Origin of the sequence: Rhodoferax sp., from assembly GCF_023700745.1 — a bacterium.
Taxonomy (GTDB): Bacteria; Pseudomonadota; Gammaproteobacteria; order Burkholderiales; family Burkholderiaceae_C; genus Rhodoferax.
The window spans coordinates 69,270-82,702 of sequence record NZ_JAMPYG010000016.1 but is presented as its reverse complement, the minus strand read 5'-3'; the positions used below and the strand labels follow the sequence as shown (position 1 = coordinate 82,702).

General features: G+C 59.6%; 13 protein-coding genes and 1 tRNA gene. 10 read left to right on the top strand and 4 right to left on the bottom strand.

Annotated features, from left to right (window positions below; translation table 11 throughout):
• Positions 1-127: 127 nt before the first annotated feature.
• On the top strand, positions 128-997 hold the full coding sequence (locus NDJ10_RS12550; RefSeq protein WP_363318714.1) for an exonuclease domain-containing protein: 870 nt from the start codon (positions 128-130) through the stop codon (positions 995-997).
• 731 nt (positions 998-1,728) lie between these two features.
• On the opposite strand, the gene NDJ10_RS12545 is transcribed toward NDJ10_RS12550, so the two are convergent.
• Positions 1,729-1,804: transfer RNA gene (locus NDJ10_RS12545), tRNA-Arg, on the bottom strand.
• A gap of 182 nt (positions 1,805-1,986) precedes the next feature.
• On the opposite strand from NDJ10_RS12545, the gene NDJ10_RS12540 reads away from it, so the two are divergent.
• Entirely contained in the window at positions 1,987-2,538 is a 552-nt protein-coding gene (locus NDJ10_RS12540; protein WP_296162735.1) for a c-type cytochrome, read from the top strand.
• A 9-nt stretch (positions 2,539-2,547) separates the two neighbouring features.
• On the opposite strand, the gene NDJ10_RS12535 is transcribed toward NDJ10_RS12540, so the two are convergent.
• The 3 genes from NDJ10_RS12535 to NDJ10_RS12525 are packed head-to-tail and all read right to left on the bottom strand — an operon-like array spanning position 2,548 to position 4,507.
• Entirely contained in the window at positions 2,548-3,087 is a 540-nt protein-coding gene (locus tag NDJ10_RS12535; protein WP_296162733.1) for a DUF2946 family protein, read from the bottom strand.
• A gap of 11 nt (positions 3,088-3,098) precedes the next feature.
• Positions 3,099-4,061: an alpha/beta fold hydrolase gene (locus tag NDJ10_RS12530; protein WP_296162731.1), complete on the bottom strand. Its 963-nt coding sequence runs from the start codon at positions 4,059-4,061 to the stop codon at positions 3,099-3,101.
• On the bottom strand, positions 4,058-4,507 hold the full coding sequence (locus NDJ10_RS12525) for a nuclear transport factor 2 family protein (protein WP_296162727.1): 450 nt from the start codon (positions 4,505-4,507) through the stop codon (positions 4,058-4,060). Before NDJ10_RS12525 ends, NDJ10_RS12530 begins: the two co-directional genes overlap by 4 nt.
• A 135-nt stretch (positions 4,508-4,642) precedes the next feature.
• Here NDJ10_RS12525 and NDJ10_RS12520 point away from each other — a divergent pair, with 135 nt between their 5' ends.
• The 8 genes from NDJ10_RS12520 (at position 4,643) to NDJ10_RS12485 (ending at position 13,423) form a co-directional block, all read left to right on the top strand.
• Complete coding sequence (locus NDJ10_RS12520; protein WP_296162725.1) at positions 4,643-6,154, top strand: Wzy polymerase domain-containing protein; 1,512 nt, start codon at positions 4,643-4,645, stop codon at positions 6,152-6,154.
• A 176-nt stretch (positions 6,155-6,330) separates the two neighbouring features.
• Positions 6,331-7,356, top strand: coding sequence for a sulfate ABC transporter substrate-binding protein (locus tag NDJ10_RS12515; RefSeq protein ID WP_296162723.1), 1,026 nt, complete (start codon positions 6,331-6,333; stop codon positions 7,354-7,356).
• 160 nt (positions 7,357-7,516) lie between these two features.
• Positions 7,517-8,074, top strand: coding sequence for an alpha/beta hydrolase (locus NDJ10_RS12510; RefSeq protein ID WP_296162721.1), 558 nt, complete (start codon positions 7,517-7,519; stop codon positions 8,072-8,074).
• A 48-nt stretch (positions 8,075-8,122) separates the two neighbouring features.
• On the top strand, positions 8,123-9,121 hold the full coding sequence (locus NDJ10_RS12505; RefSeq protein ID WP_296162720.1) for a sulfate ABC transporter substrate-binding protein: 999 nt from the start codon (positions 8,123-8,125) through the stop codon (positions 9,119-9,121).
• A gap of 33 nt (positions 9,122-9,154) precedes the next feature.
• The gene (cysT, locus tag NDJ10_RS12500; protein WP_296162719.1) at positions 9,155-10,021 is read left to right on the top strand and encodes a sulfate ABC transporter permease subunit CysT; all 867 of its coding nucleotides are present in this window, start codon (positions 9,155-9,157) and stop codon (positions 10,019-10,021) included.
• A complete protein-coding gene (gene cysW, locus NDJ10_RS12495; protein ID WP_296162716.1) occupies positions 10,018-10,902 on the top strand; it encodes a sulfate ABC transporter permease subunit CysW in 885 nt (294 codons plus the stop codon). Before cysT ends, cysW begins: the two co-directional genes overlap by 4 nt.
• Positions 10,903-10,962: 60 nt before the next feature.
• The gene (locus NDJ10_RS12490; protein WP_296162715.1) at positions 10,963-12,069 is read left to right on the top strand and encodes a sulfate ABC transporter ATP-binding protein; all 1,107 of its coding nucleotides are present in this window, start codon (positions 10,963-10,965) and stop codon (positions 12,067-12,069) included.
• Between the two features lie 58 nt (positions 12,070-12,127).
• The gene (locus NDJ10_RS12485; RefSeq protein ID WP_296162712.1) at positions 12,128-13,423 is read left to right on the top strand and encodes an aminotransferase class V-fold PLP-dependent enzyme; all 1,296 of its coding nucleotides are present in this window, start codon (positions 12,128-12,130) and stop codon (positions 13,421-13,423) included.
• Positions 13,424-13,433: the final 10 nt, after the last annotated feature.

Genomic DNA, 13,433 nt, shown 5'->3' with positions numbered 1-13,433 from the left:
TCAAGGATGTCCTGACGCGCCTGCCAACACAGCGGGCCAGTCAGATTCATGAGTTGTTGCCGCACCGCTGGCAACCACAAGTTCACGCTCTTTGATTCTCAGCCACAGTCGCTGCCCTGTGGTCAAGATGGGTTCGCTGCGCGCTTACGTTCAAGGTGCGGAATGTTTCATGCATAACGCATCTTTTGACACTGGGTTTATTGATTCTGAAATGAGCGCGGCAGGCAGAACTGAGCGCCTTCAAGATTTGGGGAGCATTGCCTGCACGGTCAGCATAGCCAAGTCTCGATTCCCTGGCGAGACCGCATCTCTTGATGCCCTGATTCTGAAATCAGGACTTTCAACAAAACGCAACAAGCATTCAGCATTGGAGGACGCTCAACTTCTAGCTGAGGTGTACCTCAAGTTGCTTACTAGCCCTCCATCAGAAGTTCATATTTCTATTTGTCAACCAGAGATTAAAAAACGAATGCAATTCACAACCACAAGTCAGAAAATTTCGCCAGAACAATTGGGTATGGAAAAGGTGATCGAGCTTACTGGCTCGCGGAAGGAGACGTTTTTTTACCGAGAAAAGCATAAACGCATCATCGACCATCGTGTCGTTAACGAGCGTAGGTGGAAAAAGGTTTGTGGACCCTTGTTGTACGCTGTGACAGATCACACTGACGAAGTTCGCTATATTGGGAAATGGGTAACAGCCAATGCTTTGTACAACCGCTGGGTTCGCCATGACACCATTCATCATGGCGAATGCACGCGCAACTTCTATCTGGCTGAGCTTGACGCTGGACGCGGGCCGTTGACAGTCTGGTCTATCTCGGTGGATGAACTCAAAAAGAAATTGCCTTCTACTGTGTCCGCCATGCATTCAAAAGATATTGCGGTGGGGTTAGAAGCACTCTGGATCAGTCGCTGGAAAACACAATTGAGGTGGAATACGAAATTGGAGCGACTAACTCCCGGATTTCTGGATGGGGAATACTGGCACGTATGAAAGTTACCCAGCCACACGAATTGACCACCAACTTGCTGCTGCATCTTCCTTGATCCGATATGGCGTTATGTCAAGCCTGATGTCGCAGCGGCATGCATGCGCCCACGTCACGCTCGACCGCTGCCATTCAACCTGGCGGGAGTCAATGTCAACAACAGTCACTTTGCGTGAATTCGTGATGCCAAGCTGTCTAACGGCACTCTGCCAAATCAGAGCCGTGCGCCGACGAAGAAAGGTGAAAATTTGCCCGCCGGTTAGCCGTCACTGGCGAGCGTCCGGACCTGGCCCAAAGTGACTGTCGAAATTGATCAACTGTATGGCAGCTATGGCCGAACAACTGACCAACCGCCTGAGCTTTTGCTTGAGCCCGCTTTGCGGGCATCGCCTCCTGCGATGCAAATCATAAAGCCTTTCTAAGTTTCGCTTCACCTGCCACTGAAACCGGACAACCAGAAATTGCTTACTTCAGGAGAAAAATTGGCTCGCACACCACACTCACGACAGGTGCCGTTATTAAGGCACAAGACCGATCGTCAGTTTTAAGAAACTTGCATATTTTGGTTCACTGTGCATGGCACAGCCGTGGCACACACAGGGCACAGAAACAAGGCCCATGCTTGCGGCGACCATTAGCTTTTCGTATGCTTGTGCCAAAAATTCCCAAGCGGAGAACCGTTTTTGGAAATTTTCGCTATTGCTTGTACGCGCCCAATTACGTGAAAAGCAAGGACTGGTGCGGCTGGCGGGGATCGAACCCACGACCCTCGGCTTCGGAGGCCGATACTCTATCCACTGAGCTACAGCCGCAACTCTAAAAAAGACCAATACTCACATTTTCGCCGCAAACCCGGATGACTATAGCCTTCGGAGGCCGATACTCTATCCACTGAGCTACAGCCGCATCCTGGAGTGGCGATTGTAGGGGGTTTAAACGCCCCAACCCTATAATCCAACGCTGCTTTCGTACCTAACATCCAACCAAGGCCATCATGAGCGACCGCCATCACACCGCAGACCACGACGCACACGCTGCACCCAGAGCCACTGGCATCAAGAAAATAACAACAATTCTCGTATTGGTAGGTCTTCCCATACTGGTCATTGGCTCTCTGGTGGCTTATTACAAGGCTCAAAACGGTGGCCAGGTGGCAGCCAGCATGTCTGAAGAAGCGGTGGCCAGGCGCATTCAAAAAGTGGGCATTCTGCAGTTGGGTGAGTCCAAGCGCGAGCCCAAAACCGGTGAAGAGGTGTACAACGTCCAATGCACCACCTGCCATGCGGCTGGACTGGTGGGTGCGCCCAAATTTGGCGATACCGCTGCCTGGGCACCGCGCATTGGCACTGGCTACAGCGCGTTGTTGAACTCTGCCCTGAAAGGCAAGGGCAACATGGCAGCCCAGGGCGGTGGTGCTTTTGCCGACTTTGAGGTAGGTCGGGCGGTGGCTTACATGGCCAATGCCGCCGGCGCCAAGTTCGAAGCGCCCGCAGCGCCCGAGGCCGCCGCTACGGCACCGGAAGCGGCAGCGTCTGTAGCCAAATAAACGCCGGCTCTACTTTTTTTGCCCGGCCTGCGGGCTTTTAACAAAGCCGAATTGACCGGGCAACTCGCTTTGCAATAGGGCTTGCGGCTGCCACAGGCCCTGTTCCACGGCTTCGGCAGCCAGGCCCATGTCCTGGGTATGGACCAGCCCCAGGCCGGCGGTTGATGCCAGGTACAAAAAACCCTGTTCATCGAGCCAGACGCCCCGTACCTCGGCGGCCCGCCTCAGGTGGTCCTTGACACCAAGGTCAGGCTGTACGCGCCAGATCAGCGGCGTCGCTTGCAGCTCCACATAAACGCGCTGCGGACCGTTCTGAAAAAACCATTGGCCTGACGCATCGGGCAGGTAGTTGCGGGCAATGAAATCAATCAGCTTCTCATGCGTCAGCAAGCTGCCTTTGCTGCCTGGCAGCCCGCTCTGAAATGACCCTGCGGCCTGGGCCCGGTCGTCGCGCAGGTACCAGTTGCCGCGCGCATCCAGCCCCAGCCAGCCATAACAGTTGGGTACGTTAGGCCATTTGGCCATGGCCTGTTTGACGATGTCGTCCATTTTTTCTCCAATCAAGTGTGCGCCATCAACCAGCCACCCACGGTCTGCGGCAGCGTTTGCAGATGGCCCGGCGGCGGTCCCGCCATAAATCCGGCATGGCCGCCCTGAGCGGGTTGCCAAAGGGTCACCATTGGGCCCACATCAGCTTGCCGGGGCAGACTGGTGGCGGGTACGAAAGGGTCGTTCAAGGCATTGACGACCAAGGCTGGCAGACGGATCTCGGCCAGGCGCGGCTTGGCCGAGGCGCGCTGCCAGTAGTCACGCGTGTTCTTGAAACCATGCAGTGGTGCGGTGAAAACGTTGTCAAAATCGTACAAGTCCTGTGCTCCGTGCAAGGCCTTCGCATCAAACAGGCCCGGGAACTGGGCCAGCTTTTGCAGTGCCTTGGGTTTCATGGTTTGCAGGAACATACGGGTATAGATCTGCCGGTTCATGCCCCGACCCATGGCCTGGCCGCTGGCCGCCAGGTCAACCGGTGCCGAGATGCTGGCCAGCGCCTGTAGCACCGTGGCCGCCGTACTACCCGCTTCCTGCGCCCAGCGCAACAAGGCATTACCGCCCAGGGATACGCCTACCGCGTAAAGCGGCCCGGCGTGGTAGGCGCGCAAAGCCGCCAGGATCCAGCCGATTTCTGCAAAATCTCCCGAGTGGTAGGCGCGCGGGGCGCGGTTGATCTCGCCACTACAGCCGCGAAAATGCGGCACCGCAAAGCGCCAGCCTTGCGCTCGTGCCCATTGACCCAGCGCCAGCGCGTAGTGGCTTTTTGAGGAACCCTCCAGCCCATGAAACAGCACCAGCAAGGGCACCGTGGCAGGTGCATCGAGCCAATCCACATCGACAAAATCGTCATCGGGGGTGGGCCAGCGCTCGCGCCGGTACAGCGTCATAGGCCAGCGGACGGAACAGCTTTGCAGGGCTGGCCAGATGGTTTGGGCATGGCCACCGGGCAGCCACCAGGGTGCTTGGTAGTTCAATGCAAGACCGGAGAAATCTCGGTGACATCATGCGGCTCGCGGGCATTGCCGGGACTGGCGTGGTGCGCCACCAGGCGCCAGCCTTGAGCCGTCTTGTGGTACACATTGGTGGCCATCACCACCGCATCCATCGGTCCCTCGGGGGTGAGCAGTTCAATGCGTTCGCGCACACTGTGCACGGCACTGCCCAGCGCTTCAATCTTGCGAACGCCCTCGGGATGCACACGGATGCTGCCGTTATTGAACATGGCCTCAAACGCCGAGCGGATCGCGCCCAGGCCAACCATGCGCGGGCCACCGGGATGCACGCACACCACCTCGTCTTCATCTGCCCAGCATGCCATCAAGCGCTCCAGGTCGGCGTTTTGCAGCGCCTCATAAAAGGCAGCCTCAACCTCATCAGAGGAGCCGCCCACGATGGCGGCAATTTTTTTGACTTTGGTCATGTTCACACTCTTTCAGTAGTGGGCCGATTTTGCCGTGCTTTCACAATACCACGGCGCACAAGCCCAAGATCGCCCACCGTGACAACTGCGAGAATCCCTGCTTCTGATGATTACGACGGACGACCCCTGTTTTTCATGCGCCTGCTTGCTTTTGCCCTCCTGATCACGCTGCCCTGGCTCAATCCATTTTCACCTGGCCCGGCTGCTGGCATGGTTCCGCTGCTATTTGCCTGGGGCTGCGTCGCCGGCTTGATGCTGCTGATCGCAAGCGCCGGCCAGCCAGCATCGCGCCAACACTGGGTGCGCGCCATGGCAGGGGCCTGGCTGATGGCGGCGAGCTTGAGTGCCTTGATCGGCTTGTTGCAATACTTTGGCGCCTCCGGCTGGCTTGGCATATGGGCCAACCACACCAACCTGGGCGAGGCCTTTGGCAACCTGCGCCAGCGTAACCAGTATGCCAGCCTGATGAACATCGGGCTGGCCGCCCTGTTGTGGTGGATCGCGCAGCCGTCGCCGCTGCGGCCCAGGTTACCGCCAAGCCAGATCGGCCTGGCACTGGCGCTGGCCGTGCTGCTGGGTGCCGGCAACGCCGCCTCGTCCTCGCGCACAGGTTTGTTGCAGTTGCTCATGGTGGTGGTTTTGAGCCTTTACTGGCAGCGTCGCGCACGACATCACCAGCCCGCGAATCAGGCTGCCTCGGCCTTGCCCTGGGTGTTGCTGGCTGCCGGGCTGAGCTACGCAGTAGCCACTTGGGCGCTGCCCTGGCTGGCGGGGCTGGACCCCATGAACAGCGGCGCCTGGGCCCGTTTGCGCGCGGGCGATTCCGTGTGCGGCAGCCGCCTCACCCTGTGGCGCAACGTGCTGTACCTGATTACCCAAAAGCCCTGGGGAGGCTGGGGCTGGGGTGAACTGGACTATGCCCACTTCATCACGCTCTATTCCGGCGCGCGCTTTTGCGACATTCTGGACAACGCCCACAACCTGCCCCTGCATCTGGCCGTGGAACTGGGCGTGCCGCTGGCTGTGGCGCTATGCGGCGGCGGGTTATGGCTGGTCTGGCGCGCCCGGCCCTGGGGCGAACTGGATACCGCACGCCACATGGCTTGGGCGATTCTGGCGGTGATCCTGCTGCACAGCCTGCTGGAATACCCGCTCTGGTACGGCCCGTTCCAGATGGCTGCCGGCCTGTGTGTGTGGCTGTTGCTGCCAGCAAACAGCAGAGGGACCAGGACACTGGTGCCTTACCTGCAAGCGGCCCTCGCGGGCATGCTGCTTACTTTCTGTGTCCTTGCCGGCTGGCAATACCATTTGGCGAGTCAAATCTATCTGAGCCCCAAACAGCGCGCCCCGGCATACCGCCATGACACGCTGGCCAAAACACGTCATGTCTGGTTGTTTCAGGACCATATCCGTTTCGCCGAGCTCACCACCACCGACCTGAGCGCTGCCAACGCGGCACAGATAAACCAGTTGGCCAAGGAAATACTGCATTTTTCTCCCGAGGCGCGCGTCGCCGAAATCGTGATCGACAGTGCCCGCCTGCTGGGTCGTGATGCAGAAGCCGACTTCTACCTGGCGCGCCTGCAGGCGGCCTTTGCGCAAGCCCATGCGGCGTGGCTCCAGACGCACGGCGTGCGTAAGCCGTGAGCGGCCTCGGCGGCGGGACCCATTGGCAAGAAGATATGTTTTGAATTTTGATCAGTAGCCGATCGTTATAGATGATTTGGTAATTCGCAAGTAGAAAATCAGTAGTTCCAGTTTTAATTGTTGACCCCCAGAATTCGCTTCATTGCATTTTGGCAATGAATTTTGAGGACTCCAGCATGACACAAAAAACTGTTTCCATTTCCCGCCGCACACGCCAATTCGCCGTGGCCGCCCTGCTGGCCGGCACCACTTGGGGCGCCAGCGCCCAGCAAGCGGTGACGCTGCTTAACGTGTCCTACGACCCAACGCGCGAGCTCTACACCGAGTTCAACGCCGCCTTCGTCAAACACTGGAAAACCAAGACCGGCCAGGACGTGACCATCAAACAGTCCCACGGTGGATCGGGCAAACAAGCCCGCAGCGTCATTGACGGGCTGGAGGCAGATGTGGTCACATTGGCACTGGCGGGTGACACCGACGCCCTCCACAAAAACGGCGGCTGGATTCCGGCTGACTGGCAAAAGCGCTTGCCGCACAATTCGTCGCCGTACGCCTCTACCATCGTCCTGGTGGTGCGCCAGGGCAACCCCAAAGGCATCAAGGACTGGGACGATCTGATCAAGCCCGGTATCAGCGTCATCACGCCCAACCCCAAGACCTCGGGAGGCGCGCGCTGGAACTACCTGGCGGCCTGGGAATTTGCCAAGCGCAAATTCGGCAGTGAAGCACACGCCAAGGACTTTGTCGGCAAACTGTATGCCAACGTGCCGGTGCTTGACAGCGGTGCGCGCGGCTCGTCCATCACCTTTGCCCAGCGCAATCAGGGCGATGTCTTCATCAGCTGGGAAAACGAAGCCCATCTGCTGGAGAAAGAGTTTGGCGGCAAGGTCGACATCATCTATCCGTCCCTGAGCATTCTGGCCGAGCCACCGGTCACCGTCGTGGATAAAAACGTCGACAAAAAAGGCACCCGCGCCGTGGCAACGGCCTATCTGGACTACCTGTACACCGACGAAGGCCAGAACATTGCCGGCAAAAACTTCTACCGCCCAATCGTCGAGAAGTTCCAGGCCAAATACGTCAAACAATTGCCCAAGATCAAACTGTTCACGATCGACGAAGCCTTTGGCGGCTGGGCCAAGGCGGCCAAAGACCATTTTGCAGATGGCGCTTACTTCGACCAGATTTACGCCAAGAAGTAAGCCAATGCCCTTGGCAGGACCCGTAGGCACTTCAACACAGAACAACTTCTATATATTCATACATGAATAATGAAATAGAAATAAAGTAGTTTGGGTTTTAATTAAGTTCTCCCACAATCTGCTCTCCTTCGACTTCATCACATCGCTGCAGCACCTCACCATGATCCCGATCATCATCATTCCCGGCTGGCGTGATTCGCCTCCTGGCCACTGGCAAAGCCTGTGGACCCATGAGCTGCCGGGCGCGGTGCGGGTGCAGCAGGATGACTGGGGCAGCCCGTCGCGCAAGGCTTGGGTGGCCTCCATCACGCACACCATCCTGGCACAAGCCCAACCGGTGGTGATCGCCGCGCACAGCCTGGGCTGCATTGCCACGGCCCATTTGCCGCCCGAGGCGATGGCGCGCATTGCCTCGGCGTTGCTGGTGGCGCCGGCAGATCCGGAACGCCGCAGTGTTCTGAATGACTTTGCCCCTGTGCCCTACCAAACCTTGCCATTCAAAAGCATCATTGTGGCCAGCAACAACGACCCCTTTTGCCCGGTGCGCACGGCGGGAGCCTACGCCCGGGCCTGGGGCAGCGAATTTGTGCGCTTGCAGAACGCCGGACACATCAACTTGGAGGCCGGTTTTGGACCCTGGCCACTGGGTCTGGCCCTGCTGCAGACCCTCGCGAACGAAGCGCGCTGTCGCAACCAGCCTGAGCTTGCCGCAGCCTGAAACCCCATTTAGCCACATTTCAAACCCCAACCCATTCAAGGACTTCTGATGAAATTCACACAAAAGATCAGCCTCGCCATCGCAGGTATCGCCCTGTCAACGACGCAACTGGCCTCCGCGCAAACCCTGCTCAATGCGTCCTACGACGTGGCGCGCGAGTTCTACAAAGACTTCAACGCCGCCTTTGTCGCCAACCACAAAAAAACCACAGGCAAGGAGCTCAAGATCGACCAGTCGCACGGTGGCTCCAGCGCCCAGGCACGCGCTGTCAACGACGGCCTGGATGCCGACGTGGTCACCATGAACACCACCACCGACATCGACTTTCTGGCCAATGCGGGCGTGGTCGCCAAAGACTGGACCAAGCGCTTCCCGCATAACGCTTCCCCGACCAGCTCGACCATGCTGTTCCTGGTGCGCAACGGCAACCCGAAAGGCATCAAGGACTGGAACGATCTGGTCAAACCCGACGTCAAGGTGATCGTGGTCAACCCCAAGACCGGTGGCAACGGCCGCATGGCCTACCTGGCCGCCTGGGGTTATGTGCGCAAGACCGGCGGCACCGACGCGCAGGCAGCCGAATTTGTCAGCAAGCTGTTCAAGAACGTGCCGGTGCTGGCCAAGGGCGGGCGCGACGCGACCACCATTTTTTTACAGCGCAACATTGGCGACGTGCTGATCACCTTTGAGTCCGAAGTGGTGTCGGTTGACCGTGAATTTGGCGTCGGCAAAGTGGATGCCATCCACCCGTCGATCAGCATCATTGCCGAGAACCCGGTCGCGATCGTCGAGCGCACCGTGGCCAAAAAAGGCACGGGCGAACTGGCCAAGGCCTACCTGAACTATCTGTACTCGGACGAAGCGCAGGAGATTGCCGCCAAACACGGCATTCGCCCCACCAACGCAAAGATCCTGGCCAAATACGCCAGCACCTTCAAGCCGCTGCAATTGTTCGCGGTGAGCGATTACTTTGGCTCCCTGACCGAAGCGCAAAAAGTGCACTTCAACGATGGCGGCCAGTTCGACAAGATTTACACCGTTAAATAAGGCTGCCACAGCACGCGTCAGGCCTTCTTTCAAATGAGCTCCCCTTCAATCGCACTTGACATCCAGCCCAAGCGCCCCACCCGGCGCGTCTTGCCAGGCTTTCACCTGACGCTGGGCTATACGCTGTTTTACCTCGGCCTGATCGTGCTGATTCCGCTGTCGGCCCTGCTGTTCAAGACCTTCACCCTGACCTGGGTCGAGTTCTGGTCGGCGGTGGCCAGCCCGCGCGTGCTGGCCTCGTACCGGCTGACCTTTGGAGCCTCGTTTCTGGCGGCCCTGTTCAACGTGTTCTTTGGTTTGCTGTTGGCCTGGGTGCTGGTGCGCTACGAATTCCCGGGCAAAAAAATCATCGACGCCCTGGTCGATTTGCCCTTTGCATTGCCCACCGCCGTGGCTGGCATCTCGCTCACCGCCTTACTGGCCGGTAACGGCTGGATTGGCCAGTACCTGGAGCCACTGGGTATCGAGCTGGCCTTCAACCGCAACGGCATCGTGATTGCACTGATCTTCATCAGCCTGCCGTTTGTGGTGCGCACCGTGCAGCCGGTGCTGGAAGATGCAGAGAAAGAACTCGAAGAAGCCGCCACCTGCTTGGGCGCCTCGCGCTGGCAAACTTTTCGCTACGTCATTTTTCCGAGCATCGCCCCGGCGCTGCTGACCGGCTTTGCCATGGCTTTTGCGCGCGCCGTGGGCGAATACGGCTCTGTCATTTTCATTGCCGGCAACATGCCCATGATTTCTGAAATCACACCGCTCATCATCATCGGCAAGCTCGAACAATACGACTACGCCGGTGCCACCGCCGTGGCCACCGTGATGTTGGGTATTTCGTTTGTGCTGCTGCTGATCATCAACGGTCTGCAAAGCTGGCAACGCCGCCGGGCCGGAGGCAAGTCATGAGCGCCCCCACGCTGCGCCACGCCCGGGCCGGCACCACCGAGCCCACCTGGGTGCGCTGGTCGCTGTTGACGCTGGCCCTCGGTCTGGTCGTGCTGTTCCTGCTCTTGCCGCTGGCCGCGGTATTTACCGAGGCCCTGCGCAAAGGCCTGCCCGCTGCGCTGGAGGCCTTGCACGAGCCCGATGCCTGGAGCGCCATTCGCCTGACGCTGCTCACCGCCGCGGTCGCGGTACCGCTGAACCTGGTGTTCGGCGTGGCCGCCGCCTGGGCCGTGGCCAAGTATGAATTCAAGGGCAAGGCGTTTCTGACCACGCTGATCGACCTGCCGTTCTCGGTGTCGCCGGTGGTGGCGGGTTTGATTTACGTGCTGATGTTTGGCGCCCAGGGCTGGATCGGGCCCTGGCTGGCCGAGCACGACATCAAGATCGTGTTTGCGGTGCCCGGCATCATTCTCGCCACGGTGTTTGTCACTTTTCCGTTCATTGCCCGTGAGCTGATTCCGCTGATGCAGGCCCAGGGCACCGACGAAGAGCAGGCTGCCATCGTGCTGGGCGCCACCGGCTGGCAGACCTTCTGGCACGTGACGCTGCCCAACATCAAGTGGGGACTGGTTTATGGCGTGATTTTGTGCAATGCGCGCGCCATGGGCGAATTTGGCGCAGTGTCGGTGGTGTCTGGCCACATCCGCGGCCAGACCAACACCCTGCCGCTGCACGTCGAGATTTTGTACAACGAATACCAGTCGGTGGCCGCCTTTGCCGTGGCCTCGCTGCTGGCCCTGCTGGCGCTGCTGACCCTGCTGATCAAGTCGGTGGTGGAATGGCAATTTGAGCGCGACCAAAAGGCCGCTGCTGCCTTGCCACCCGAACGCCCGATGGCCTGATACGACTACCTGGATGGCCACGCTTCGCTTTCCATGACAAACCTTGATGGAACAAACAAAATGAGCATAGAAATCCGCAACGTCAGCAAAGACTTTGGCTCCTTTCACGCCTTGCGTGACGTGTCACTGAACATCGATTCCGGTGAACTGGTGGCCCTGCTGGGGCCCTCGGGCTGCGGCAAGACCACCCTGCTACGCATCATCGCCGGATTGGAGACCGCCGACCGGGGGCACATTCTGTTCAACGGGCTTGATACCACCGACACCCATGTGCGGGAACGTAATGTCGGTTTTGTGTTTCAACATTACGCGCTGTTTCGCCACATGAGCGTGTTCGACAACGTGGCTTTTGGCCTGCGCATGAAACCCCGTGCCACGCGCCCGAGCGAGGCCGTGATCAAACAAAAAGTGCACGAGCTACTGGGTCTGGTGCAGCTCGATTGGTTGGCCGACCGCTACCCCTCGCAGCTTTCAGGCGGCCAACGCCAGCGTATCGCCCTGGCGCGTGCGCTGGCCGTGGAGCCACAGGTGCTGCTGCTCGACGAGCCGTTTGGCGCCTTGGATGCCAAGGTGCGCAAGGAACTGCGCCGCTGGTTGCGCCGCCTGCATGACGACCTGCATGTCACCAGCATTTTTGTCACCCACGACCAGGAGGAGGCGCTTGAAGTCTCTGACCGGGTGGTGCTGATGAACAACGGCGAAGTGGAGCAGATGGGCACACCGCAGGAGGTCTGGGACCACCCGGCGAGTCCTTTTGTTTATGGCTTTCTGGGTGACGTGAACCTGTTCCATGGCCGCGCCCACGAGGGCGAGATGCTGATCGGCGAGGACCACCATGGCTTGCGCCTGGCCACGCCGGAGCACAGCGAAGTGCAGGACAGCAAGGCCTTTGCCTATGTGCGCCCGCACGACCTTGATGTGCAACGTTACGTCGCCGGTGCCAGTGCCGCCGACCAGCCGCGCGGGATTGTCGCCAAACTCACCCGCGCCATGGTGATCGGGCCGATTGCGCGGCTGGAGTTGCTGCCTTTGGACAACACGGCCAGCGGCAGCAACGACATCATCGAAGCACAGATCCCGTCCCAGCATTACCGCGAGCTCGATTTCAAGGAAGGCGACACGCTGGTGCTCACGCCGCGCCGGGCCCGGGTGTTTGTGGCGCCCTGACAGCGGCTACCATCTGGCTTGTTCGCGCCACTATTTCATCAAGCCAAGGAGCTCCCTCATGTCCCAATCCTGGAAATTCGAAACCAAATCCGTCCATGCCGGTTACTCGCCCGATCCCACCACCAAGGCGGTGGCGGTACCCATTTATCAGACGGCGGCCTACGCCTTTGACAGCGCCCAGCATGGCGCCGACCTGTTTGACCTGAAGGTGCCGGGCAACATCTACACCCGCATCATGAACCCGACCAACGACGTGCTGGAGCAGCGCGTGGCCGCACTCGAAGGCGGCATTGCCGCGCTGGCGCTGGCCTCGGGCCAGGCCGCCGTGACCTATGCCATCCAGACCATTGCCGAGGCGGGTGACAACATCATCGCCAGCACCGCACTCTATGGCGGCACCTACAACCTGCTGGCACACACACTGCCGCTGTCGGGCATCAGCACCCGTTTTGCCGATCCGCGCGACCCGGCCAGCTTTGAGCCGCTGTTTGACGACAAGACCAAGGCGGTGTTCATCGAGTCCATCAGCAATCCGCAAGGCACTGTGACAGATATTGCCGCGCTGGCCGCCATCGCGCACCGCCACGGTGTGCCGCTGATTGTGGACAACACCGTGGCCACGCCCTACCTGCTGCGCCCGTTCGAGTACGGTGCCGACATCGTGGTGCATTCGCTGACCAAGTACATGGGCGGCCATGGCACCAGCATTGCCGGCGCGATTGTGGACTCGGGCAAGTTCCCCTGGGCCGAGCACAAGGCCAAATTCAAACGCCTCAACGAGCCCGACCAGAGCTACCACGGCGTGATTTACACCGAAGCCCTGGGGGCGGCGGCCTACATTGGCCGCGCCCGCGTGGTGCCGCTGCGCAATACCGGCGCGGCGCTGTCGCCGTTCAATGCGTTTTTGATTCTGCAAGGCATCGAAACCCTGAGCCTGCGCATGGACCGCATCAACGACAACACGCAGAAAATCGCGCAGTTCCTGCAAGCGCACCCGAAGGCGGCTTGGGTCAATTACGCCGGTTTGCCGAGCCACCCCGACCATGGTCTGGCGCAAAAATACCTCGGTGGCAAGGCCAGTGGCCTGCTCACGTTTGGCGTCAAGTCGGCGCCTGGCGAAGGCCGCAAGGCGGGTGCCGCCTTCCTTGATGCGCTGCAACTGTTCACCCGCCTGGTCAACATTGGCGACGCCAAGTCGCTGGCCACGCATCCGGCCTCCACCACCCACCGCCAGTTGTCACCGACGGAACTGGTGAAGGCCGGGGTGTCCGAGGACGCGGTGCGCTTGTCGATTGGCATCGAACACATTGACGATCTGCTGGCAGACCTGACGCAAGCCCTGGCGGCTGTCTAACACGCTGCCG